The 20,275-nt window shown below is 67.4% G+C and carries 15 protein-coding genes and 1 pseudogene; 5 read left to right on the forward strand and 11 right to left on the reverse strand.

The window, feature by feature from the left end:
• Positions 1 to 15: 15 nt before the first annotated feature.
• From lepB to rpoE, 5 genes are all read right to left on the reverse strand, one after another.
• Positions 16 to 810, reverse strand: coding sequence for a signal peptidase I (gene lepB, locus ACZ0AE_RS14525; RefSeq protein WP_038686987.1), 795 nt, complete (start codon positions 808 to 810; stop codon positions 16 to 18).
• A gap of 114 nt (positions 811 to 924) precedes the next feature.
• On the reverse strand, positions 925 to 2,715 hold the full coding sequence (lepA, locus tag ACZ0AE_RS14530; protein WP_038686985.1) for a translation elongation factor 4: 1,791 nt from the start codon (positions 2,713 to 2,715) through the stop codon (positions 925 to 927).
• 170 nt (positions 2,716 to 2,885) lie between these two features.
• Complete coding sequence (locus tag ACZ0AE_RS14535; protein ID WP_463601441.1) at positions 2,886 to 4,412, reverse strand: DegQ family serine endoprotease; 1,527 nt, start codon at positions 4,410 to 4,412, stop codon at positions 2,886 to 2,888.
• A 97-nt stretch (positions 4,413 to 4,509) separates the two neighbouring features.
• On the reverse strand, positions 4,510 to 5,391 hold the full coding sequence (locus ACZ0AE_RS14540; protein WP_463601442.1) for a sigma-E factor negative regulatory protein: 882 nt from the start codon (positions 5,389 to 5,391) through the stop codon (positions 4,510 to 4,512).
• An 8-nt stretch (positions 5,392 to 5,399) separates the two neighbouring features.
• The gene (gene rpoE / locus ACZ0AE_RS14545; RefSeq protein WP_038686981.1) at positions 5,400 to 6,020 is read right to left on the reverse strand and encodes an RNA polymerase sigma factor RpoE; all 621 of its coding nucleotides are present in this window, start codon (positions 6,018 to 6,020) and stop codon (positions 5,400 to 5,402) included.
• Between the two features lie 238 nt (positions 6,021 to 6,258).
• On the opposite strand from rpoE, the gene ACZ0AE_RS14550 reads away from it, so the two are divergent.
• The 3 genes from ACZ0AE_RS14550 to aqpZ all read left to right on the forward strand — a co-directional run bounded on the left by ACZ0AE_RS14550 (position 6,259) and on the right by aqpZ (position 10,442).
• Positions 6,259 to 8,322, forward strand: coding sequence for a 3-hydroxyacyl-CoA dehydrogenase NAD-binding domain-containing protein (locus tag ACZ0AE_RS14550; protein WP_463601443.1), 2,064 nt, complete (start codon positions 6,259 to 6,261; stop codon positions 8,320 to 8,322).
• Positions 8,323 to 8,752: 430 nt separating this feature from the next.
• The gene (locus ACZ0AE_RS14555) at positions 8,753 to 9,616 is read left to right on the forward strand and encodes a pirin family protein (protein ID WP_463601444.1); all 864 of its coding nucleotides are present in this window, start codon (positions 8,753 to 8,755) and stop codon (positions 9,614 to 9,616) included.
• Positions 9,617 to 9,719: 103 nt separating this feature from the next.
• Positions 9,720 to 10,442 carry an aquaporin Z gene (gene aqpZ / locus ACZ0AE_RS14560; RefSeq protein WP_463601445.1) on the forward strand — a complete coding sequence of 241 codons (723 nt, stop codon included), beginning with the start codon at positions 9,720 to 9,722 and terminating at the stop codon, positions 10,440 to 10,442.
• 128 nt (positions 10,443 to 10,570) lie between these two features.
• Here the strand turns inward: aqpZ and ACZ0AE_RS14565 are convergent, their stop codons facing one another.
• Positions 10,571 to 11,242: a transposase gene (locus ACZ0AE_RS14565; protein WP_463601446.1), complete on the reverse strand. Its 672-nt coding sequence runs from the start codon at positions 11,240 to 11,242 to the stop codon at positions 10,571 to 10,573.
• A gap of 175 nt (positions 11,243 to 11,417) precedes the next feature.
• Positions 11,418 to 12,269 (reverse strand): pirin family protein, encoded by an 852-nt coding sequence (locus tag ACZ0AE_RS14570; RefSeq protein WP_463601447.1) that lies wholly within the window; start codon positions 12,267 to 12,269, stop codon positions 11,418 to 11,420.
• 262 nt (positions 12,270 to 12,531) lie between these two features.
• Between ACZ0AE_RS14570 and ACZ0AE_RS14575 the strand changes: the two genes are divergently transcribed.
• Both ACZ0AE_RS14575 and ACZ0AE_RS14580 read left to right on the forward strand, forming a co-directional pair.
• On the forward strand, positions 12,532 to 14,613 hold the full coding sequence (locus tag ACZ0AE_RS14575; RefSeq protein ID WP_038686970.1) for a carbon starvation CstA family protein: 2,082 nt from the start codon (positions 12,532 to 12,534) through the stop codon (positions 14,611 to 14,613).
• Positions 14,613 to 14,837, forward strand: coding sequence for a YbdD/YjiX family protein (locus tag ACZ0AE_RS14580; protein WP_038686969.1), 225 nt, complete (start codon positions 14,613 to 14,615; stop codon positions 14,835 to 14,837). The genes ACZ0AE_RS14575 and ACZ0AE_RS14580 overlap by 1 nt, the downstream gene beginning before the upstream one ends.
• Before the next feature lie 466 nt (positions 14,838 to 15,303).
• On the opposite strand, the gene ACZ0AE_RS14585 is transcribed toward ACZ0AE_RS14580, so the two are convergent.
• The 4 genes and pseudogenes from ACZ0AE_RS14585 to ACZ0AE_RS14600 all read right to left on the reverse strand — a co-directional run bounded on the left by ACZ0AE_RS14585 (position 15,304) and on the right by ACZ0AE_RS14600 (position 20,193).
• Positions 15,304 to 16,440, reverse strand: coding sequence for a DUF3103 family protein (locus ACZ0AE_RS14585; protein ID WP_463601448.1), 1,137 nt, complete (start codon positions 16,438 to 16,440; stop codon positions 15,304 to 15,306).
• A 387-nt stretch (positions 16,441 to 16,827) separates the two neighbouring features.
• Complete coding sequence (locus tag ACZ0AE_RS14590) at positions 16,828 to 18,078, reverse strand: DUF819 family protein (protein ID WP_038686967.1); 1,251 nt, start codon at positions 18,076 to 18,078, stop codon at positions 16,828 to 16,830.
• A gap of 115 nt (positions 18,079 to 18,193) precedes the next feature.
• On the reverse strand, positions 18,194 to 19,504 hold the full coding sequence (locus ACZ0AE_RS14595) for a sensor histidine kinase (RefSeq protein WP_038686965.1): 1,311 nt from the start codon (positions 19,502 to 19,504) through the stop codon (positions 18,194 to 18,196).
• Positions 19,491 to 20,193 (reverse strand): annotated as a pseudogene (locus ACZ0AE_RS14600) (response regulator transcription factor). Before ACZ0AE_RS14600 ends, ACZ0AE_RS14595 begins: the two are co-directional and overlap by 14 nt.
• Between the last annotated feature and the right edge of the window lie 82 nt (positions 20,194 to 20,275).

The following is a 20,275-nucleotide window of genomic DNA, read 5'->3' on the forward strand; positions in this document are numbered from 1 at the left end:
CGCGAGTGTGATGGATCAATTGATGCTCGAGCCGATCCGCGACGGCTCGAAGCCGTCCTTGCAGAACCACCCCGAGCAGTTCAGCCAGATCAGGAACGCCTTGCCGCGCAGGTTCTCTTCCGGGAGCAGGCCCCAGAAGCGACCATCATCGCTGTTGTCGCGGTTGTCGCCCATCACCAGGTACTTGCCGGCCGGCACCGTCCACTGGCCTGCGCCACGCGGGTAGTCGGTTTCCAGCACGGTGTGGGTGCGGCCCGGCAGGTGCTCGACCAGCAGCGAGCTGCCCTCGCCCTGGCCGCGATGGCCGGCGTACAGGCCCTTGTTGTCGTACTTGACCGGCTCGCCGTTGAGGATCAGCCCGTCACCTTCGAAGACGATCTGGTCACCGGGGATGCCGATCACGCGCTTGATGAAATTCTCGCCCTTGGCCGGATCGTTGTCCGAATGGCCCGGGAAGTGGAACACCACCACGTCGCCGCGCTTGGGTTCGCCCAGCGGGACGACCTTGGCATTGTTCAGCGGCAGGCGCAGGCCATAGGAGAACTTGTTGACCAGGATGAAATCGCCGATCAGCAGGTTGGGCATCATCGAGCTGGACGGGATCTTGTACGGCTCGGCGATGAAGCTGCGCACCACCAGCACGATCGCCAGCACCGGGAAGAACGCCCGGGCGTAGTCGACCGCGACCGGTTCGGAATCCAGCAGGCCGGCGCGCGCGGCACGGCGCTTGGCGAAATACAGCTTGTCGGCCAGCAGGATCAAACCCGAGGCCAGCGTCAGTACGACCAGGAGGATCTCAAACAATTTCATGCGGTGTCCTTGGGCAACGGGTGCAGCGGTGCGGGTGCAGCGGCTACGGGGCCATCCCTGCGCGCCCGGCGGCACCTGGCGGGTGCCGCGCGGTGGCCGGGCGACCTGCCGGCCTTACTTGTCCATCTGCAGCACGGCCAGGAAGGCTTCCTGCGGGATTTCCACGCGGCCAACCTGCTTCATGCGCTTCTTGCCTTCCTTCTGCTTTTCCAACAGCTTCTTCTTGCGCGAAACGTCGCCACCATAGCACTTGGCCAGCACGTTCTTGCGCATCGCCTTGACCGTGGTGCGGGAGATGATCTGCGAGCCGACGGCGGCCTGGATGGCCACGTCGAACTGCTGGCGCGGGATCAGTTCCTTCATCTTCTCGCAGAGCTCGCGGCCCCGGCGGTCGGCATGGCTGCGGTGCACGATCAGCGACAGGGCATCGACCTTGTCGCCGTTGATCAGCACGTCCACGCGGACGAACGGGCCGGCATCGAAACGCACGAAGTGGTAGTCCAGCGAGGCATAGCCGCGGCTGACCGACTTGAGCTTGTCGAAGAAGTCCAGCACCACTTCGGCCATCGGCAGCTCGTAGCTGATCTGTACCTGGCTGCCCAGGTAGTTGATGCCGATCTGGCTGCCGCGCTTTTCTTCGCACAGCTTGATGATGTTGCCGATGTACTCCTCGGGGGTGAGCACGTTGGCGCGGATGATCGGCTCACGGATCTCATCGACCATGTTCACCGGCGGCAGCTTGGCCGGGTTGTCCATGTTGATGATCGTGCCGTCGGTCTTGAGCACTTCATAGACCACGGTCGGCGCGGTGCTGATCAGGTCCAGGTTGTACTCGCGCTCCAGGCGCTCCTGCACGATTTCCATGTGCAGCATGCCCAGGAAGCCGCAGCGGAAGCCGAAGCCCATGGCTTCGGAGCTTTCCGGCTCGAAGCGCAGCGCGGCATCGTTCAGGCGCAGCTTGTCCAGCGCTTCGCGCAGGTCCGGGTAGTCTTCGGCGTCGACCGGGAACAGGCCGGCGAACACGCGCGGCTGCATTTCCTGGAAGCCCGGCAGCGGCTTGGAGGCCGGGTCGGCGGCCAGGGTCAGGGTGTCGCCAACCGGCGCGCCGTGCACGTCCTTGATGCTGGCCGTGACCCAGCCCACTTCACCGGCCCGCAGCGCCGGCAGCACCTTGCGCTTGGGGGTGAACACGCCGACGTTGTCGACCTGGTGGGTACGGCCGGTGGACATCACCTGCAGCTTGTCGCCGGCCTTGATCTGGCCCTGCATCACGCGCACCAGCGAGACCACGCCCAGGTAGTTGTCGAACCACGAGTCGATGATCAGCGCCTGCAGCTTGTCGGTATCGCGCGGCACCGGCGGCGGAATGCGATGCACGATCGCCTCCAGCACGTCGACCACGTTCAGGCCGGTCTTGGCACTGACGGGCACCGCGTCGGTGGCGTCGATGCCGATGACGGCCTCGATTTCGGCCTTGGCGCGCTCGATGTCGGCGGTGGGCAGGTCGATCTTGTTGATCACCGGCACCACTTCCAGGCCCTGCTCGACGGCGGTGTAGCAGTTGGCCACCGACTGCGCTTCCACGCCCTGGGCCGCATCGACCACCAGCAGCGCGCCTTCGCAGGCGGCCAGCGAGCGGCTGACTTCATAGGAGAAGTCGACGTGCCCGGGGGTGTCGATGAAGTTCAGGTGGTAGGTCTGGCCGTCTTTTGCCACATAGGGCAACGAGACCGACTGGGCCTTGATGGTGATGCCGCGCTCGCGCTCGATCGGGTTCGAGTCGAGCACCTGCGCCTCCATTTCGCGGGCCTGGAGGCCGCCGCAAAGTTGGATGATGCGATCGGCCAGCGTGGACTTGCCGTGGTCGACGTGGGCAATGATGGAGAAGTTGCGGATGAATCGCATCGAATCAGAAGACATAGGTGGCGGCGGCGCGTCGCGTCGTCAGGATGACTGCGGATTATCGCATGGCCGGCCCGGTCCCGCGTGCGGCCGCCCGCGATTGGCGTGATCGACCCGCCAGAAACGACCGGGCCCGCCGAAGCGGGCCCGGAAACGTAGCGCTGGCGGGGGCTTTACTGCCCGGCCTTGATCGCCACGAAGGCGCTGTTGCCGGTGGCCCGGACCAGCAGCATGACCACATCGCCCTTCTTGTAGGTGGCCAGCGCCTTGTCCAGCCCGGCCACGCTGCCAACCGGGGTACGCCCGACCTGCAGCACCACCATGCCGGGCGAAACACCGGCGTCGCGCGCGGAGGCGCCATTGACGCGGGTCACCCGCACGCCCTCGCCCGCTCCCAGGCCCAGCTGCTTGCGCTGGGCGGCGGTCAGGTCGGCCACCTCCAGCCCCAGCAGGGCGTTGGAGCCGGTCTGCGGCGCGGCGGCCTCGGCGGTGGGCCGGGTCGTGCCGCGTTCGGCATCGTCGGCCAACTCGGTCAGGGTGGCGCTGATTTCACGTTCCTTGCCGTCCCGGACCACGCCCAGGCGGACCTTGCTGCCCGGCGGCAGCGCGCCGATCAGCGGCGGCAGGTCGCTGAAGGTATTGATCGGGCTGCCGTTCACCGAGCGGATCACGTCGCCCGGTTCCACCCCGGCCTTCAGCGCGGCACTGCCCGGCACCACTTCATTGACCAGGGCACCGCGGCTGTCGGACAGGCCCAGGCCCTGCGCCTTGAGCCCGTCGATCGGCCCCACGGCGGCGCCCAGCTGCCCGCGGCTGACCCGGCCGGTCTTCTTGATCTGCTCGACCGCGCCCATCGCCAGATCGATCGGGATCGCGAAGCTGATGCCCATGTAGCCACCGGAGGCGGAGAAGATCTGCGAGTTGATGCCGACCACCTCACCGCGGGTATTGAGCAGCGGGCCGCCCGAATTGCCCTGGTTGATGGCCACGTCGGTCTGGATGAACGGCACGTAGCGCTGGTCGGCGCCGCCGGTGCTGCGGCCCACGGCGCTGACCACGCCGGCGGTGACCGAGTGGTCCAGGCCGAACGGCGAGCCGATCGCCACCACCCACTGGCCTGGCTTGAGCGTGTTGGAATCGCCCACGCGCACGGTCGGCAGGTTCTTGCCGTCGATCTTGAGCAGGGCCACGTCGTACTGCTGGTCGCTGCCGATCACCTTGGCGGTGAATTCGCGGCGGTCGCCCAGCTTGACCTTCACTTCGCTGGCGTCGGCCACCACGTGGTAGTTGGTCAGCACGTAGCCGTCGGCGGAGATGATGAAGCCCGAGCCCATGCCGCGGCCCTGGATGCGCGGGCTGTCGTCCTGGCCACCGGGGTCCTGCCCCGGCATCTGGAAGTCCGGGCCGAAGAAGCGCCGGAAGAATTCGGGCATCTCATCGTCGCCGCCCGGGCCCATGCCGCGGGCCTGGCGGTTGCTGCGCACGATGGTGGTTTCCACATTGACCACGCCGGGGCCGACCTGTTCGACCAGGTTGGTGAAGTCCGGCAGGCCGCTGACCAGCTGCGGGGCGGGCGCGCGGGGCGCCGCGGCGGCGGCCGGGGCGGCGGGAGCGGCAGGAGCCGGCGCCTGGGCGCAGGCCATCAACGGCAGGGTCAGGGCCAGCAGGGTCATGGCCTGGCTACGCATGCGGGGAGTCATCGGACGTCAGCCTCCGGATCGGGACGTGGGGAAAAGCGGGGGCGTTCCGGCCAGGGGGCCGGACGCAGGGTGTGCTGGAGCGGGTGCGACGACAGGGTCAGTCGCGATGCCGGCGCGGCGCGGGGGCGGCCGGGTCGACCTCCTGCAGGCGCGGCTCGAACGGGTAGAACGCGGCCTGCGGCTCCTGCGTGGAGAAGCTGGCGTTCAGCGCCCCGCCAGCCGCCGGGGCCAGGGTCGAGCGCGGCCACGGCTTGGCCTGCAGCGCGGCGACATCGCCGAACGGCAACGCACGGGCATTGGCGGCCGGCACCACCGGCACCGGCACGGCCTGGCTGGCCACCGCACGCTGCGGCTCGACGCTGCGTTCGCCGGCGCTGCGCGCGGCCTGCTGGGTACGGGTGGCACTGGCGCGGCGCACGGCGGCCACGTCCTGGCGACGGCTGGCCGCAGCGACGGCCGCAGCTGGCACGGCGGCCACGGCGACGGCCGCATCCACTGCCGCAGGCGAGACCGCCGGAGGGCTGGGCGGCAACTGGGCCTGGCGGGCAATGATGGTGGTGGCGGGCGCGTCGAGCGGCGTCTCGCTGGGCAGCTGTTCGCGGGTCATGAACATCGCCACGGCGGCGACCGAGGCGGCCAGCGCGGCGCCACCGCCCCAACGACGCCAGCCAGTGCGACGTTCGCGACTGCGTTCGACCGGGGTCACTGGTGCCAGCGGGGCCGGTTCGGCGGCGACCGCACCGCGTACGCGCGCGGCGAAATCCACCGGGGCCGGTGCGCAGGCCTGGCCGCGCAGCACGTCGCCCAGCAACTGCCAGCGCTCATGGCAACCGGCCAGCGCTTCATCGTGCTCCAGGCGGCGCAGCATGAAGCGCGCCTCGTCGGGCGACAGCGCGCCATCGACCAGCGCCGACAGCTGCTGGCGGTTGTGGATGTCGATTTTGTCCGGCGTGGTGCCGGCGGTTCCAGGGATTGGCATGTGTTCGCTCATACGCGGCTCTTCTCGCGGGTGGCACTGCCGATATCCAGCAGCGGCCGAAGTTCAGTGTCGATCGCCTCGCGGGCGCGGAAGATCCGCGACCGCACGGTGCCGATCGGGCACCCCATCTTCTGCGCGATATCTTCGTAACTCAGCCCGTCCACCTCGCGCAGGGTGATGGCCGATCGCAGTTCCTCCGGCAATGCCGCCACCGCCTTCATCACCGTCTGCTCCAACTCCTGGCGCATCAACTCGCGCTCGGGGGTGTCGGTGTCGCGCAGGCGGGTGCCGCTGTCGAACTGCTCGGCGTCACCGATGTCGATGTCATCGGTGGGCGGGCGGCGGTTGTGGGCGGCAAGGTGGTTCTTGGCAGTATTCACGGCTATCCGGTGCAACCAGGTATAGAACTGGGCGTCGCCCCGGAAACTGCCGATCGCGCGGTACGCGCGGACGAACGTGTCCTGTGCGACGTCCTGACATTCACTCCAGTCGGCGATGTAGCGCCCGATCAGTGCCACGATCCGATGCTGGTACTTGCGCACCAGGACATCGAACGCCGCACTCTCGCCGCGCTGCACGCGCCGGACCAGCTCCAGGTCCAGCTCCTGTGGTGTTTCAACCTCGGCCATGTGGGGCCGCACTCCTGTCAGCCCGACCAACGTCGAGCAATGAGACTGCCAATCCCGGGAAAAGTTCAGCGACCGATCACACGACGCCGCACCAGCTTTTAACCACCGTTCCGTTAAGGTTCCCGCTCACGGCACTGAACCGGGCCCGCCCATCCCCCAGCTATTGGGATTTGACGGGGAGGAAACAACCTCTGGATCATAGCCCCCTTCTCCATACACAACCGGATGGAACGTTCCCATGCTCTCAGGCTTCGATGGGCTCCGCTTCGCACATTGGCACCCGCAGATCCGTGATGATGGTGTGGTGGTGCTCAGCCTCGACCGCCACGACAGCAGCGTCAACGCGATGTCCCAGGACGTGCTGCTGGAACTGGGCGACCTGATCGAACGCATCGCCATGGACCCGCCCAAGGCGGTGGTGATCCAGTCGATCAAGCCGGCCGGCTTCATTGCCGGCGCAGACTTGAAGGAGTTCCAGGAATTCGACCGCCGCGGCACCGTCAACGACGCCATCCGCCGCGGCCAGAGCACCTACCAGAAGCTGGCCGAGCTGCCCTGCCCGACCGTGGCCGCCATTCACGGCCATTGCCTGGGCGGCGGCACCGAGCTGGCGCTGGCCTGCCGCTATCGCGTGGCCTCCAATGATCCGTCCACCCGGATCGGCCTGCCGGAAACCCAGCTGGGCATCTTCCCCGGCTGGGGCGGCAGTTCGCGCCTGCCGCAGCTGGTGGGTGCACCGGCGGCGATGGACATGATGCTGACCGGTCGCAATCTGTCGGCATCGGCCGCGCGCAGCATCGGTCTGGTGGACAAGGTCGTGGCCCCGGCGGTGCTGCTGGATACCGCGGTGGCACTGGGGCTGTCGGGCACCACCCGCCCGTTCAAGCAGCGCGCGACCGCCTGGGCCACCAACACCTGGCTGGCGCGCAAGCTGCTGGCCCCGCAGATGGCCAAGCAGGTGGCGCGCAAGGCCAAGAAGGACCACTACCCGGCGCCGTACGCGCTGATCAATACCTGGGCGCGCACCGGCGGCAGCCCGATCCAGACCCGTCTGGACGCCGAACGCCGTGCGGTGGTGAAGCTGGCCGGCACCCCGACCGCGCGCAACCTGATCCGCATCTTCTTCCTGACCGAACGCCTGAAGGCGCTGGGTGGCAAGGACCATGGCATCAGCCACGTGCACGTGGTGGGCGCCGGCGTGATGGGCGGCGATATTGCGGCGTGGTCGGCCTACAAGGGCTTCAACGTGACGCTGCAGGACCGTGAGCAGCGTTTCATCGACCCGGCCATGGAGCGCGCGCAGGCGCTGTTCGCCAAGAAGGTGAAGGACGAGAGCAAGCGCCCGGCCGTGGCCGCACGGCTGAAGGCCGATCTGGCCGGTGAAGGCGTGGCGCTGGCCGATCTGGTGATCGAGGCGATCATCGAAGATGCCGACGCCAAGCGTTCGCTCTACCAGACGCTGGAGCCGAAGATGAAGGCCGGCGCGCTGCTGACCACCAACACGTCGTCGATTCCGCTGCTTGAGCTGCGCGACCACATCGAGCACCCGGCGCAGTTCGCCGGCCTGCACTATTTCAACCCGGTGGCGCAGATGCCGCTGGTGGAGATCATCCACCACGACGGCATGGCGCCGGAGACCGAGCGCCGGCTGGCGGCGTTCTGCAAGGCGCTGGGCAAGTTCCCGGTGCCGGTGGCCGGCACGCCTGGGTTCCTGGTCAACCGCGTGCTGTTCCCGTACATGCTGGAAGCGGCCACGGCGTATGCGGAAGGCATTCCGGGCCCGGTGATCGACAAGGCGGCGGTGAAGTTCGGCATGCCGATGGGCCCGATCGAACTGCTGGATACGGTGGGGCTGGACGTGGCCGCCGGCGTGGGCAAGGAGCTGGCGCCGTTCCTGGGCCTGCAGATTCCGGCGGCGCTGCAGACGGTGGAACCGGGCAAGCGCGGCAAGAAGGATGGCCAGGGTATCTATAAGTGGGAAAACGGGCGGGCGCAGAAGCCGGACGTGCCGGCCAATGTAGAGGTGCCTGCGGATCTGGAAGACCGTCTGATTCTGCCGCTGCTCAACGAGGCGGTGGCGTGCCTGCACGACGGGGTGGTGGCCGATGCGGATCTGCTGGATGCGGGGGTGATTTTCGGGACCGGGTTCGCGCCGTTCCGCGGCGGTCCGATCCAGTACATCCGGGCGACCGGTGCGGACGCGCTGGTGGAGCGTTTGAAGGTGCTGCAGCAGCGGCACGGGGAGCGCTTCGCGCCGCGCCCGGGTTGGGATGCGGCGGTGTTGCGTGAGCCGTTGATGTAAGCCGGGCTGCCGCCCGGCACCTGCCGATGCAGGTGCAAGTGCAAGTCCAACTGCAACTGCAACTGCAACTGCAAGGGCCAGAGCGCAAGCGGAGAGCGTAAAGCGGCTCTGGACTGGATCGGGGCTGGCGGGGTGGGTCAGGTGGCGGGGACGCCGTGAACCCATCCCTGGGGGCTTGGTCGCGCCATCCATGGCGCTCACACCCCGCCACCTGACCCACCCCGCCTTCGATAGTTGGCCGGTGACGGCATAAACGCCTACGCGTATCGCCGGGCTCTGCCCGGCTGCTGTCGCCGCGACGAAACGCTGCCGGGCATCGTCCGGCGCTACTTGGGCTGTTGGCGCAACACCCTGTTGCCCGAATGGGGCATGCAGGGGGTGTGTCTGCATGCGATCCTGCTGGTCTGTCCACGCCAGCGAGAAAGCCCGCATGACGACGATCATTGCGCCCCGTGTCCACGATATCGGCGGTCTGCAGGTGCGCCGCGCCGTGCCTACCCTGCAGGCGCGCAGCGTCGGTCCGTTCGTGTTCGTGGACCAGATGGGTCCGGCGGTGCTTGCGCCGGGGACGGGTATCGATGTGCGTCCGCATCCACACATCGGGTTGGCCACCGTGACGTTCCTGTGGTCCGGTGCGATCGGTCACCGCGATACGTTGGGGTCGGATCAGGTGATCCGCCCCGGTGACGTCAACTGGATGACCGCCGGGCGCGGCATCGCGCATTCCGAACGTACCCCGCCGCCCGAGCGCGAGCACGATCACCCCATCCACGGCATGCAGACCTGGGTGGCGCTGCCGAAAAGTTTCGAGGAAACCGATCCCGGGTTCTTCCACCACGCGGCGGCCACCCTGCCCCAGCAGCGACGCGACGGTGCCTGGCTGCGCGTCATCGCCGGGCGTGCGTATGGCGAAGAGTCGCCGGTGAAGGTGTTCGCGGACACGTTGAATGTGGCGATCGATCTGGATCCGGGTGCGGAAATCGACCTGGATACCGGCCATGTCGAGCGCGCCCTGTACATCCTCGAAGGCGAGGCGCAGCTGGACGGCGTGGATCTGCCGGCGCAGCACCTGGTGATTCCGGAACTCAATGCGCGCGGCCGCCTGCGCGCGAAGACGCCGGTCAAGGCGATGCTGCTCGGCGGCGAGCCGCTGGATGGGCCGCGCCACCTGTGGTGGAACTTCGTGTCCAGCTCAACCGAACGCATCGAGCAGGCCAAGCACGATTGGGACGCCGGGCGTTTCGGCACCATCCCCGTCGACGACAAGGAATTCATTCCGCTGCCCACCTACTGAGGCGATGCCGTTCGTCGGCGCCTTGACGCCACGTTCACCCGGATGAACCGCGATTCAGCTACGGTCTGCCTGCCCGTCCCGGGCGTCTGGTGGAGAACGATCGATGAGCATGGGCAAACGTCTGGCCGCGGAGTTTCTCGGCACGTTCTGGTTGGTTCTGGGTGGCTGCGGCAGCGCGGTGCTGGCGGCCAAGTTCGGCGGTGATGGCAATCCGCTTGGCATCGGTTTCGTGGGCGTGGCGCTGGCCTTCGGGCTGACCGTGCTCACCGGCGCCTATGCGTTCGGCCACGTCTCCGGTGCGCACTTCAATCCCGCCGTCAGCCTGGGGCTGTGGGCCGGCGGCCGGTTCCCCGCGCGCGACCTGCTGCCCTACATCGTGGCCCAGGTGCTGGGCGGGTTCCTGGCCGGTTTCATCCTGCTGCAGATCGCTTCGGGCGCCCCCGGCTTCGCCATCGACGGCAGCCAGGCGGGCGCGTTTGCCAGCAATGGCTATGGCGCCCTGTCGCCGGGTGGCTACAGCGTGGCCGCTGCGTTCCTGTGCGAAGTGGTGCTCACCGCGTTCTTCCTGGTGGTCATCATGGGCTCCACCCACGGCAACGCCCCGGCCGGCTTCGCGCCGATCGCCATCGGCCTGGCGCTCACCCTGATCCATCTGATCAGCATTCCGGTGACCAATACCTCGGTGAATCCGGCGCGCTCCACGGCGGTGGCGGTGTTTGCCGGCAGCGGCGCGTTCAGCCAGCTGTGGCTGTTCTGGCTGGCCCCGCTGCTGGGCGGCCTGATCGGCGGCATCGCCTACAAGTGGATCGGCACCGAGCCGCGCTGAGCCTGGGCGGCCGGGCCGATACGGTCCCGGCCGCCTGATTCAAGGCGTCGTGGTCCACAGATGGGACCATCTGAAACAGTTATTTGTAGATCCAGTCACATTCCGTTAAGGTCCGAATCACCACGCCGTCACCTGGCAGGCGAGGTACTCCGGGACGCGCATGGGGAAAAATGCGCACGGACGGCCTGGGTTGTCTGCGGCCCCCGGAACCCCTCTGCCAGCACGACGCGCGGCCACTTCGACCTTTGGGGGAAGCCATGAACATCCTGCGCGCTGCCGTGTGCCTGAGCCTGTTGTTGTTGTCTGCTGCGGCCGTCTCGGCCCAGTCCTCGAACGTGTGCCCGTCCCTGCCCGCCGACAGCGGCCTGCAATGGCAGGAGCAGGCGCAGGCCGATTTCGTCCTGTGCAAGGCCAGCACCGGCGATGGCCGCGAAGTGCTCAGCCTGATGCTGACCGCACGCGACCCGAACCTGCCGCTGACCCGGCCGCTGCGCCAGGAAAAGGGCCTGTTCGCCGGTGAATCGCTGTACTGGTACCAGCCCGACCTGGGCGGCCAGCAGCCGCCGGGCTACGAAACGCGTCGCATCACCGTGGTGAAGTTCGACAAGAACCGCTACGCGCAGATCGCGCTGTATGCCGGCGATGCCAAGGAGCTGGGCGCGTTGCAGTCGCTCACCCAGGGCATGAACCTCACGCCCACGGCGGTCGCCGCAGGGCGCTGAGATGGCCGGGAATGTGCATGGCGCACATCCCGGTAGTGCCGGCCGCTGGCCGGCTGCGCCCCTGCCTCCAGGCTCCATCGGGTTGTCGGCCAGCGGTCGGCATTACCCGGGCTCTTGCAGCCTGATGCGGTTGCCGGCCAGCGGCCGGCACTACCCGGGTTTTTGCAGCGTGATGCGGTTGCCGGCCAGCGGCCGGCACCGCCCGTGTTTCCGCAGCGTCATGGGGGTGCCGACCGTTGGCCGGCACCACCGGTCAGAAGCGGCCTTCCTGGAAATCGACGAAGGCCTGCATCAGCTCCTGGCGGGTGTTCATCACGAACGGCCCGTGGCGCATCACCGGCTCGCGCAGCGGTCGCCCTGCCACCAGGATCAGGCGTGCACCCTCGGCGCCGGCCTGCAGCTGCAGCAGTTCGCCGCCGCCCAGCACCGCCAGTTCCTGGCGCGCCACCGGACGTGCATCCTCGCCCTGCCCCACCGTCAGCCCGCCTTCGAACACGTAGGCGAACGTGTTGTGCCCTTCCGGCAAGGCGTAGTCCCAGCGCGCGTTGGCGTCCAGGGTGATGTCCAGGTACACCGGATCGGTGGCCGGCTGCACGATCGGGCCGGTGACCTCGCCCACTTCGCCGGCAATCACCTTCACCTGCACGCCGTCGCCGGGCGCGGTGACGGGAATGCGCTCGGGCGCGAATTCCTGGTACTTCGGGTCGGTCATCTTGTCGCGCGCGGGCAGGTTCACCCACAGCTGGAAGCCGCGCATCTGGCCCGATTCCTGCTCGGGCATCTCCGAATGCACCAGCCCACGGCCGGCGGTCATCCACTGCACGCTGCCCGGGGTAAGCAGGCCTTCGTTGCCGTGGTTGTCCTTGTGCCGCATGCGCCCGTCGAGCATGTAGGTGACGGTTTCGAAGCCGCGGTGCGGATGGCTGGGGAAGCCGGCGATGTAGTCCTCGGCGCGGTCGGTGCCGAATTCATCCAGCAACAGGAACGGGTCCAGGTCGGGCAGCGAGGGGCCGCCGATCACCCGGGTCAGGCGCACGCCGGCGCCATCGGAGGTGGCGATGCCACGGATCGTGCGCTGTACGCGCACCGGGGTTGGGCTGCTCATCTCGACTCCAGCAAAAGGAAACCAGCCAACAAGATGGGCGCCCGGGTGGCAGCCGCCAATCGCCACGCCCGCAACCGATTGTTCCAGCGGTGGCGTTCGCACCCCGTGCAGGCGCGCGCGTCCACCGGGCCGTTGTCCGCATCGGCACGCACGCCACGTTGCGACCTACGACCAAAGTACTAGCGGCAAGCACCTGCGTTTGCATTGACCCCATCGGTGCCAAGGCAGACTCTTACGACGATCTCCAGGGAGACGCAATCTCATGAAAGGTTTTTCCAAGCTGGGCTGGGCCGCGCTCGCGCTGCTCGGCGCGTTCTGTCTGGGCGTGGTCGCACTGCGCCGTGGCGAACACATCAATGCGCTGTGGATCGTCGTCGCCGCGGTGTCGATCTACCTGATCGCCTACCGCTTCTACAGCCTGTTCATCGCCGACAAGGTGATGCAGCTCGACCCGACCCGGGCCACCCCGGCGGTGCTCAACAACGACGGCCTGGACTACGTGCCCACCAACAAGCACGTGCTGTTCGGCCACCACTTCGCCGCGATCGCCGGTGCGGGACCGCTGGTGGGCCCGGTGCTGGCCGCGCAGATGGGCTACCTGCCCGGCCTGCTCTGGCTGGTGGTCGGCGTGGTATTGGCCGGCGCGGTGCAGGACTTCATGGTGCTGTTCATCTCCAGCCGCCGCAACGGCCGCTCGCTGGGTGACCTGGTGCGCGAGGAGATGGGCCAGGTGCCCGGCACCATCGCGCTGTTCGGCGCCTTCCTGATCATGATCATCATCCTGGCGGTGCTGGCGATGGTGGTGGTCAAGGCATTGGCCGAAAGCCCGTGGGGCATGTTCACGGTGATCGCCACGATGCCCATCGCGATCCTGATGGGCGTGTACATGCGCTACATCCGCCCCGGCAAAATCGGGGAGATCTCGGTGGTTGGCCTGTTCCTGCTGCTGGCGGCCATCTGGTACGGCGGCAAGGTCGCCGCCGATCCCGTCTGGGGCCCGGCCTTCACCTTCACCGGCATCGAGATCACCTGGATGCTGATCGGCTACGGCTTCGTGGCCTCGGTGCTGCCGGTATGGCTGCTGCTGGCGCCGCGCGACTACCTGTCCACGTTCCTCAAGATCGGCACCATCGTGGCGCTGGCGATCGGCATCCTGATCGTCATGCCGGAACTGAAGATGCCGGCGCTGACCCAGTTCGCGGCCAGCGGTGACGGCCCGGTCTGGAAGGGCGGCATGTTCCCGTTCCTGTTCATCACCATCGCCTGCGGCGCGGTGTCCGGTTTCCATGCGCTGATCGCCTCGGGCACTACGCCCAAGCTGTTGGCCAATGAGCGCCACATGCGCTACATCGGCTACGGCGGCATGCTGATGGAATCGTTCGTGGCGGTGATGGCGCTGGTAGCGGCCTCGATCATCGACCCGGGTGTCTACTTCGCGATGAACAGCCCGGCGGCGGTGATCGGTGCCGATGCCGCCTCGGCCGCGCACTTCATCAGCACGACCTGGGGCTTTGCGATTACCCCCGAGCAGCTGGAAGCCACCGCGCTGGCGATCGGCGAGCCGACCATCCTGCACCGTGCCGGTGGTGCACCCACGCTGGCGGTGGGCATCGCGCAGATCCTCCACCAGGCGATTCCCAGTGGCAGCAACGCGATGATGGCGTTCTGGTACCACTTCGCGATCCTGTTCGAAGCGCTGTTCATCCTGACCGCGGTGGATGCCGGTACCCGTGCCGGTCGCTTCATGCTGCAGGACCTGCTGGGCAACTTCATCCCGGCGCTGAAGAAGACCGAATCGTGGACGGCCAACATCATCGCCACGGCCGGTTGCGTGGCGCTGTGGGGCTACCTGCTGTACACCGGCGTGAAGGATCCCTTCGGCGGCATCCAGACCCTGTGGCCGCTGTTTGGCATCTCCAACCAGATGCTGGCCGGCATTGCGCTGATGCTGGGCACGGTGGTGCTGTTCAAGATGAAGCGTGAGCGTTTTGCCTGGGTGACCGGCGTGCCGGCGGTGTGGCTGCTGATCTGCACCACCTACGCGGGCCTGATCAAGATCTTCGACAAGAACCCGGCCCAGGGCTTCCTGGCCCAGGCGCACAAGTTCCAGGACGCGATCGCCACCGGCACCATCACCGCGCCGGCCAAGAGCCTGGACCAGATGCACCAGATCGTGGTCAACGCCTACGTCAACACCAGCCTGACCGTGTTGTTCCTGTTCGTGGTGTTCTCGATCCTGTTCTATGCGATCAAGACCATCGTGCAGGCGCGCCGCAACCCGCAGCGCACGGACAAGGAAACCCCGTACGTGGCGCTGCAGCCGCACCAGATGGCGGACCTGTGATGAGTACTGAACTGGTTCCCGTTGGGCAGTACCAGGCGCACCGCCGGTTGTGGCGGCGCCTGGTGCAGACCGCACGCCTGTGCTGCGGCATCCCCGACTACGACAACTACGTGCGCCACGTGCTCGACAACCATCCCGACCGCGTGCCGATGGACTACAAGACCTTCTTCCGCGAGCGCCAAGAGGCGCGCTACGGCGGCAGGAACGGGGGCCGCTGCTGCTGAGCGGCGACATCGGTGGAATACCGGAACGGCGGCGCGAAAGCGCCGCCGTTTTTTCATGGCGGGAGCCGGTTGTCGGCCGGTTCGCATGAACCACATACGGTTCGGCTGGTTCGCGTGAACCTCACCTGGTTTGGTCGGCACCCGTGAACCTCACCGGGTTCGACCGGTTCCCGTGAACCGCACCTGGTTCCGGCGGCGCCCGTGAACCTTACCTGGTAGTGCCGGCCGCTGGCCGGCTCCTCATGAACCCACGGTTTCACCTGGAGCCGGCCAGCGGCCGGCACTACCTTTGCGTCGATATTGCGAGGAGCCGGCCAGCGGCCGGCACTACCTTTGCGTCGATATTGCGAGGAGCCGGCCCACGGCCGGCACTACCTTTGCGTCGATATTGCGAGGAGCCGGCCAGCGGCCGGCATTACCTTTGCGTCGATGTTGCGAGGAGCCGGCCAGCGGCCGGCACTACCCGTTATTCGGTCAGGGTTACCGGGGTCAGCGTGACCTTGGCGTTGTTGGCCGCGCCCATGCGGTCGGTGTAGGCCTGCCCGCGCTGCAGCAGGTAGAAGCTGTCCAGGTAGTCGGTGTCGTTGGCGAACCAAGTGGTCGGCATCGCCTTGAGGATGGCGCCGGCGATGTCGGCGATCACCGCGTACTCCGGCGCGAACGCGCCCAGTACCGCCTTGACGCCATCGGTCAAGGCCACCAGCAGATCCTGGTAGTTGGTGTCGCCGTCATCTTCGAACAGCTGCACGTTGGCCGCGTCGAAGCGGTAGTTGCCCCAGATCACCAGCGGTTGGCCGGGCGTGTAGTCGGTGGTGTCGTGGTCCAGGTACGGCAGGGTCAGCGTGGCCATCTCCGGTTCGGCCGCGCCGATCTGCAGGCCCGACACCACCGCGAACACCTCCGCGCCGCCCAGCGCCCACGGCTCCTGGTCGTCGGCCAGGCGGATGCGGTCCAACCGGGTCAGGTCGAGCGAGGCGCTGCCGTTGGCGGCCAGCCGGATGCGGTCCGGCGATTGCAGGCCGCGCGCCTGCAGCCCCGCATTGACCACCGCCATGCCCTCTTCCACCGCCGTGCGCGTATCCACGTCGACGATCAATACCGGGAAGGCCGGGGCGGTGCGCGCGTCCAGCGTGTGGCGACGCCCCTGCGGGTCGTAGGCGGTCAGCGTGGTCCAGTGGCGGTCATCACCGCGCGGGAGCACCGCCACCCACAGCTGCGCGGCGGGCACGTCGGTCAGCCGGGTGCCAGCGGGGACGTAGGCGCGCAGTTGCAGCAGGTCCGCGCCCGCGGCGGGCAACCCTTTCTGCTGGCGCAACTGGCGATCCTGGGCAGCCAGCGTGCGCGAGGCCTGGGTGCGCGCCTGCGGGTCGAAGCGCGCCATCACCCGGGCCAGCGGCACGCCGTCCGGGCGCGTGGCGAGGGCGCCGGTCACCGCCGTGGCGAAGCCCGGCTGGGCGATCAGCGCGGCCACATCACGGGCACTGGCATCGGTAATGGCCTGCACATCGGCGCGCTCGATGCGCGCGGTCTGGGCAACGGCGGTGGCGCTGGCCAACAACAGCAGCGCGGTGACACAGCATCGGAACAGTCCCTGCGGTTTCATGCAACGTCCTGGCTGGACGCCGATTGCCATCGGCGGAGATTCCCACCCGTGATGCCCCCTGCCACGGAATGGCGCATAACGCCGCACGTTACGGTGCAATCGCCGCTGCGTCTGATACCCGTTCCACACTCTGCACGTCGAAGGGTAGTGCCGGCCGCTGGCCGGCTCCAGGCCAATGTCAATTCCCCGGTAGTGCCGGCCGCTGGCCGGCTCCAGGTGACACCATGGGTTGATGTGGAGCCGGCCAGCGGCCGGCACTACCAGTGGGCTGCGTGGAGCCGGCCAGCGGCCGGCACTACCAGTGGGCTGCGTGGAGCCGGCCAGCGGCCGGCACTACCAGTGGGCTGCGTGGAGCCGGCCAGCGGCCGGCACTACCGGGTTGGCGGGTCAGGCCCCGGCCATCCATTTGAGGATCAGGCCGGTGACATAGGCCAGGCCGGTGCCGGTGGCGTAGCCCACCGTGCCCAGCAGCACGCCCACCGGAGCCAGCGAGGGATGGAACGCAGCAGCCACCACCGGGGCCGATGCAGCGGCGCCGATGTTGCCCTGCGAACCGATCGCAAAGAAGAACAACGGCGCGCGCAGCAGCTTGGCGGCAATCCACAGCACCAGGATGTGGGTGAGCATCCAGATCGCGCCCAGCGCGAACAGCCACGGGCGATCCAGCAGTGACAACAGGTCCATCTGCATGCCGATGCAGGCGATCAGGAAGTACAGGAACAGCGTGCCCAGGCGCGATGCACCGGCCGACTCCAGCCGCCGCGCGCGGGTGAAGCTCAAGCCCAGGCCCAAGGCGGTGGACAACAGCACCACCCACACGAACGCGCTGTCCAGGCTGAACTGGCTGGCCCAGCTGACGTTGGCCTTGAACCACCCGCTCAGCGGTGCGGCGATGGCATGCGCCAGGCCCACCCCGCCCAGCGCCACGCCCACGATCACCATCAGGTCGGTGAGACTGGGAATGCGGGCGTTCTGCGCTTCATAGGCGGAAATACGCGCCTTCATTTCATCGATGGCCGAGGTATCGGCCCCGTTGCGCGTGTCGATCTGCTGGGCGCGGTTGGCCAGGAACAGCAGCACCGCCATCCACAGGCTGGCACAGGCCACATCCACCACGGCGAACTGGCCGAAGGTGGTGGCGTCGGTGCCGAATACTTCGCGCATCGCGACCATGTTGGCCCCGCCGCCGATCCAGCTGCCGGCCAGTGCGGCCATGCCCTTCCAGGTATCGCCTGCGACGGTTGCCGGATGGATCCAGGACATTGCCTGGAACGACACGATCGCGCCAAGGATGATCCCCAGCGTACCGGCGCAGAACATCACCAGCAGCTTCGGGCCCAGCTTGAGGATGCCCTTGAGGTCGATCGACAGGGTCAGCAGCACCAGCGCGGCCGGCAGCAGCACGTCGCGCGCCACCGGGTTGTAGAGCGAGGTGTTGTGGCCGTCGATGAGGCCGGCGGTGTTGTAGATGGCCGGGATGAAGTAGCACAGCAGCAACGCCGGCACCCAGGCGAAGATCTTTTTCAGGCGGGGCGTCGGGCCACTGGCCGCCCAGAAAATCACGGCGAGCGTGGCGGCAATCAGGCCAAGCCCGACGATATCGTTGGTGATCAGGGCAGTACTGGTTTCGGTCGGCATCTTGCCATCCTCTGTCGATCGAAGAAAAAAAAGCGCCGCATAAAGCGGCGCCCTTCCAGAGGTTAACATCATCTTCACGCTGCGCCACCCTGCAGTGCAGCGTTCGCCAGGTCGATTACGTCATCGCGTCGCGCAGTGCCTGCGGAAGCGACGCACCCAGATCCAGAATCACCCGGGTGCCGCGTGGCGCACAGGGCTCCAGCTGCAAGGCCCAGCCCAGGTGGTCGCAGAGTTTGGCGATCAGCTCCAGCCCGATGCCACTCTGCTCATTGCGATCGCCACGCGCCATCCGCGCGTGCACGGCGGCGATTTCTTCCGGGCTCATGCCATGGCCGGGGTCCTGCAGGGTGACTACGGCGGTACTCGACAGCTGGATATGGATGGTGCCGCGGCCGCTGTTCTCGATCGCATTGCGCAGCAGGTTGCCGATGGCGGCCTGCACCACGCCCAGTGGCGCAATGATCTCCACCGGCGCCAGTCCGTCCACCTCGATGCGCAGGTCCTTGTCACCCATCAGGTGGCGATGGTCCTCGATGATGTCTGGCACCAGCTGGTCCAGCGCGATGCGTTCGCCCAGTGCGATCAGGCGCGCCGGGTCGCGCGCGAGCACCAGCAGCAGCTGGATCAACTGTTCCACGCCCTGCGCGGTGCGATGCACGCGCTGCATCTGCACGCGGGCACGTTCGGGCAGGGCCGGCTGCCCCAGCGCCAGTTCGGCCGCACCGGTAATCACCGCGATCGGCGTGCGCAGTTCATGGCTGGCGGTTGTGATGAAGGCCCGCTCACGCTCGACGAACTGCTCGTTGCGGGTGAGGTAATCATTGACTGCGTCGGCGATCACATACAGCTCCGAGCTGCCGCGCGGGTCCACGATCACCCGCTGTCCCGGCACCCCGGGTTTGAGGTGGTCGATGCGCTTGGCCAGAGAACTGAGTGGACGAACGAGTCGGCTGACGCCGAACGAGGCCATCAGCACCGTCACGATGATCATTACCACCCCGGCCAGCATCACCCACCGCGTGGCGAACTCCTCCAGTTCGTGGAAGTCGTTGATGTCCAGCGCCAGCGCCAGCCGGCCAAGGTTATCGGTCTCACGCACCATCACCGCACTGGACCGGCCGTTGATCACGATGCCGTCGTGCAGCCCGGGATGCAGCGTGCGCAGAGGTTGCGGGACGGCGTCACTGCCGTCGATGGTGAAAAGTCGAAGCGTATCGGAGTCCTGCCAGCGGTAATGCGGCTCGTGCTCGATGTGGTTGACGATGCTGTCCAGCTCGGAGTTGAGCAACGCGCGCCAGGCCGAATGCTCGGCATGTTCATGCACGTAGTTGCCCACGCTGAACACCGCGATGGAGATCAGTGCCAGGTACGCCAGCAGCCACCACACCAGCCGGCGGTGCAGTGGCGCAGGCTTATGCGGCTTCATTGCTGGATCCCGAACCGATCAGGCCCAGCCGGTAACCGACCCGCGGCAAGGTGTGGATCAACTTCTGCGCGGAGGCGCCGTCCACACTGCGACGCAGCTCGTAGACATGCGAACGCAGCAGGTCGCCATCGGGTGGTTCATCGCCCCACAGCGCGAACTCCAGCTGCTGCCGGGTCACCGCGCCGGGGCTGGCACGCATCAGCACTTCCAGCAGCTTGCGGCAGGCCGGATACAGGTGCAGCACCCTGCCGTCGCGATAAGCCTCCAGCGTGGCCAGATCCAGCTTGAGATCAGCCACTTCCAGTACTTTGCGCGGGTTGCGCCCATGCGCACGCACCATCAGCGCCTCCAGGCGCACTTCCAGCTCAGGCAGCGCAAAGGGCTTGGTCAGGTAGTCGTCGGCACCGGCACGGAAGCCGGCGATCTTGTCCGGCAGCTCATCGCGCGCGGTCAGCATGATCACCGGCACTTCCGACCCATGCTCGGCGCGTAGGCGGCGCAGCACTTCCGGGCCTTCCATGCGCGGCAGCATCCAGTCCAGGATCACCGCGTCGTAGGCGTGGCTGGCGGCCAGATGCAGGCCGGTGATGCCGTCCGGGGCGACGTCCAGCACGTGGCCAGCGCGACTCGAAGTAGTCGAACAGGTTGGCGACCAGTTGGCGGTTGTCTTCAATGACCAGGAGCCGCATGGCAGACTCTCGTGAACGGATCGGCGCATGGTAGCCCGATCCATGTCGGAATCCGGTCGCAATGACCCGGCTTCGACGCTTT

The organism is Stenotrophomonas sp. AC248 (genome assembly GCF_979258185.1).

Bases quoted from the DNA above. Each gene is read 5' to 3' on its own strand.
- ACZ0AE_RS14570 (WP_463601447.1), bottom strand. From the start codon at position 12,269: ATGAGCAGCCCAACCCCGGTGCGCGTACAGCGCACGATCCGTGGCATC.
- lepA (WP_038686985.1), bottom strand. From the start codon at position 2,715: ATGCGATTCATCCGCAACTTCTCCATCATTGCCCACGTCGACCACGGC.
- ACZ0AE_RS14565 (WP_463601446.1), bottom strand. From the start codon at position 11,242: ATGGAGCCTGGAGGCAGGGGCGCAGCCGGCCAGCGGCCGGCACTACCG.
- ACZ0AE_RS14580 (WP_038686969.1), top strand. From the start codon at position 14,613: ATGAGTACTGAACTGGTTCCCGTTGGGCAGTACCAGGCGCACCGCCGG.
- ACZ0AE_RS14540 (WP_463601442.1), bottom strand. From the start codon at position 5,391: ATGCCAATCCCTGGAACCGCCGGCACCACGCCGGACAAAATCGACATC.
- ACZ0AE_RS14550 (WP_463601443.1), top strand. From the start codon at position 6,259: ATGCTCTCAGGCTTCGATGGGCTCCGCTTCGCACATTGGCACCCGCAG.
- lepB (WP_038686987.1), bottom strand. From the start codon at position 810: ATGAAATTGTTTGAGATCCTCCTGGTCGTACTGACGCTGGCCTCGGGT.
- ACZ0AE_RS14590 (WP_038686967.1), bottom strand. From the start codon at position 18,078: ATGCCGACCGAAACCAGTACTGCCCTGATCACCAACGATATCGTCGGG.
- ACZ0AE_RS14595 (WP_038686965.1), bottom strand. From the start codon at position 19,504: ATGAAGCCGCATAAGCCTGCGCCACTGCACCGCCGGCTGGTGTGGTGG.
- ACZ0AE_RS14535 (WP_463601441.1), bottom strand. From the start codon at position 4,412: ATGACTCCCCGCATGCGTAGCCAGGCCATGACCCTGCTGGCCCTGACC.
- rpoE (WP_038686981.1), bottom strand. From the start codon at position 6,020: ATGGCCGAGGTTGAAACACCACAGGAGCTGGACCTGGAGCTGGTCCGG.
- ACZ0AE_RS14585 (WP_463601448.1), bottom strand. From the start codon at position 16,440: ATGAAACCGCAGGGACTGTTCCGATGCTGTGTCACCGCGCTGCTGTTG.
- ACZ0AE_RS14555 (WP_463601444.1), top strand. From the start codon at position 8,753: ATGACGACGATCATTGCGCCCCGTGTCCACGATATCGGCGGTCTGCAG.
- aqpZ (WP_463601445.1), top strand. From the start codon at position 9,720: ATGAGCATGGGCAAACGTCTGGCCGCGGAGTTTCTCGGCACGTTCTGG.
- ACZ0AE_RS14575 (WP_038686970.1), top strand. From the start codon at position 12,532: ATGAAAGGTTTTTCCAAGCTGGGCTGGGCCGCGCTCGCGCTGCTCGGC.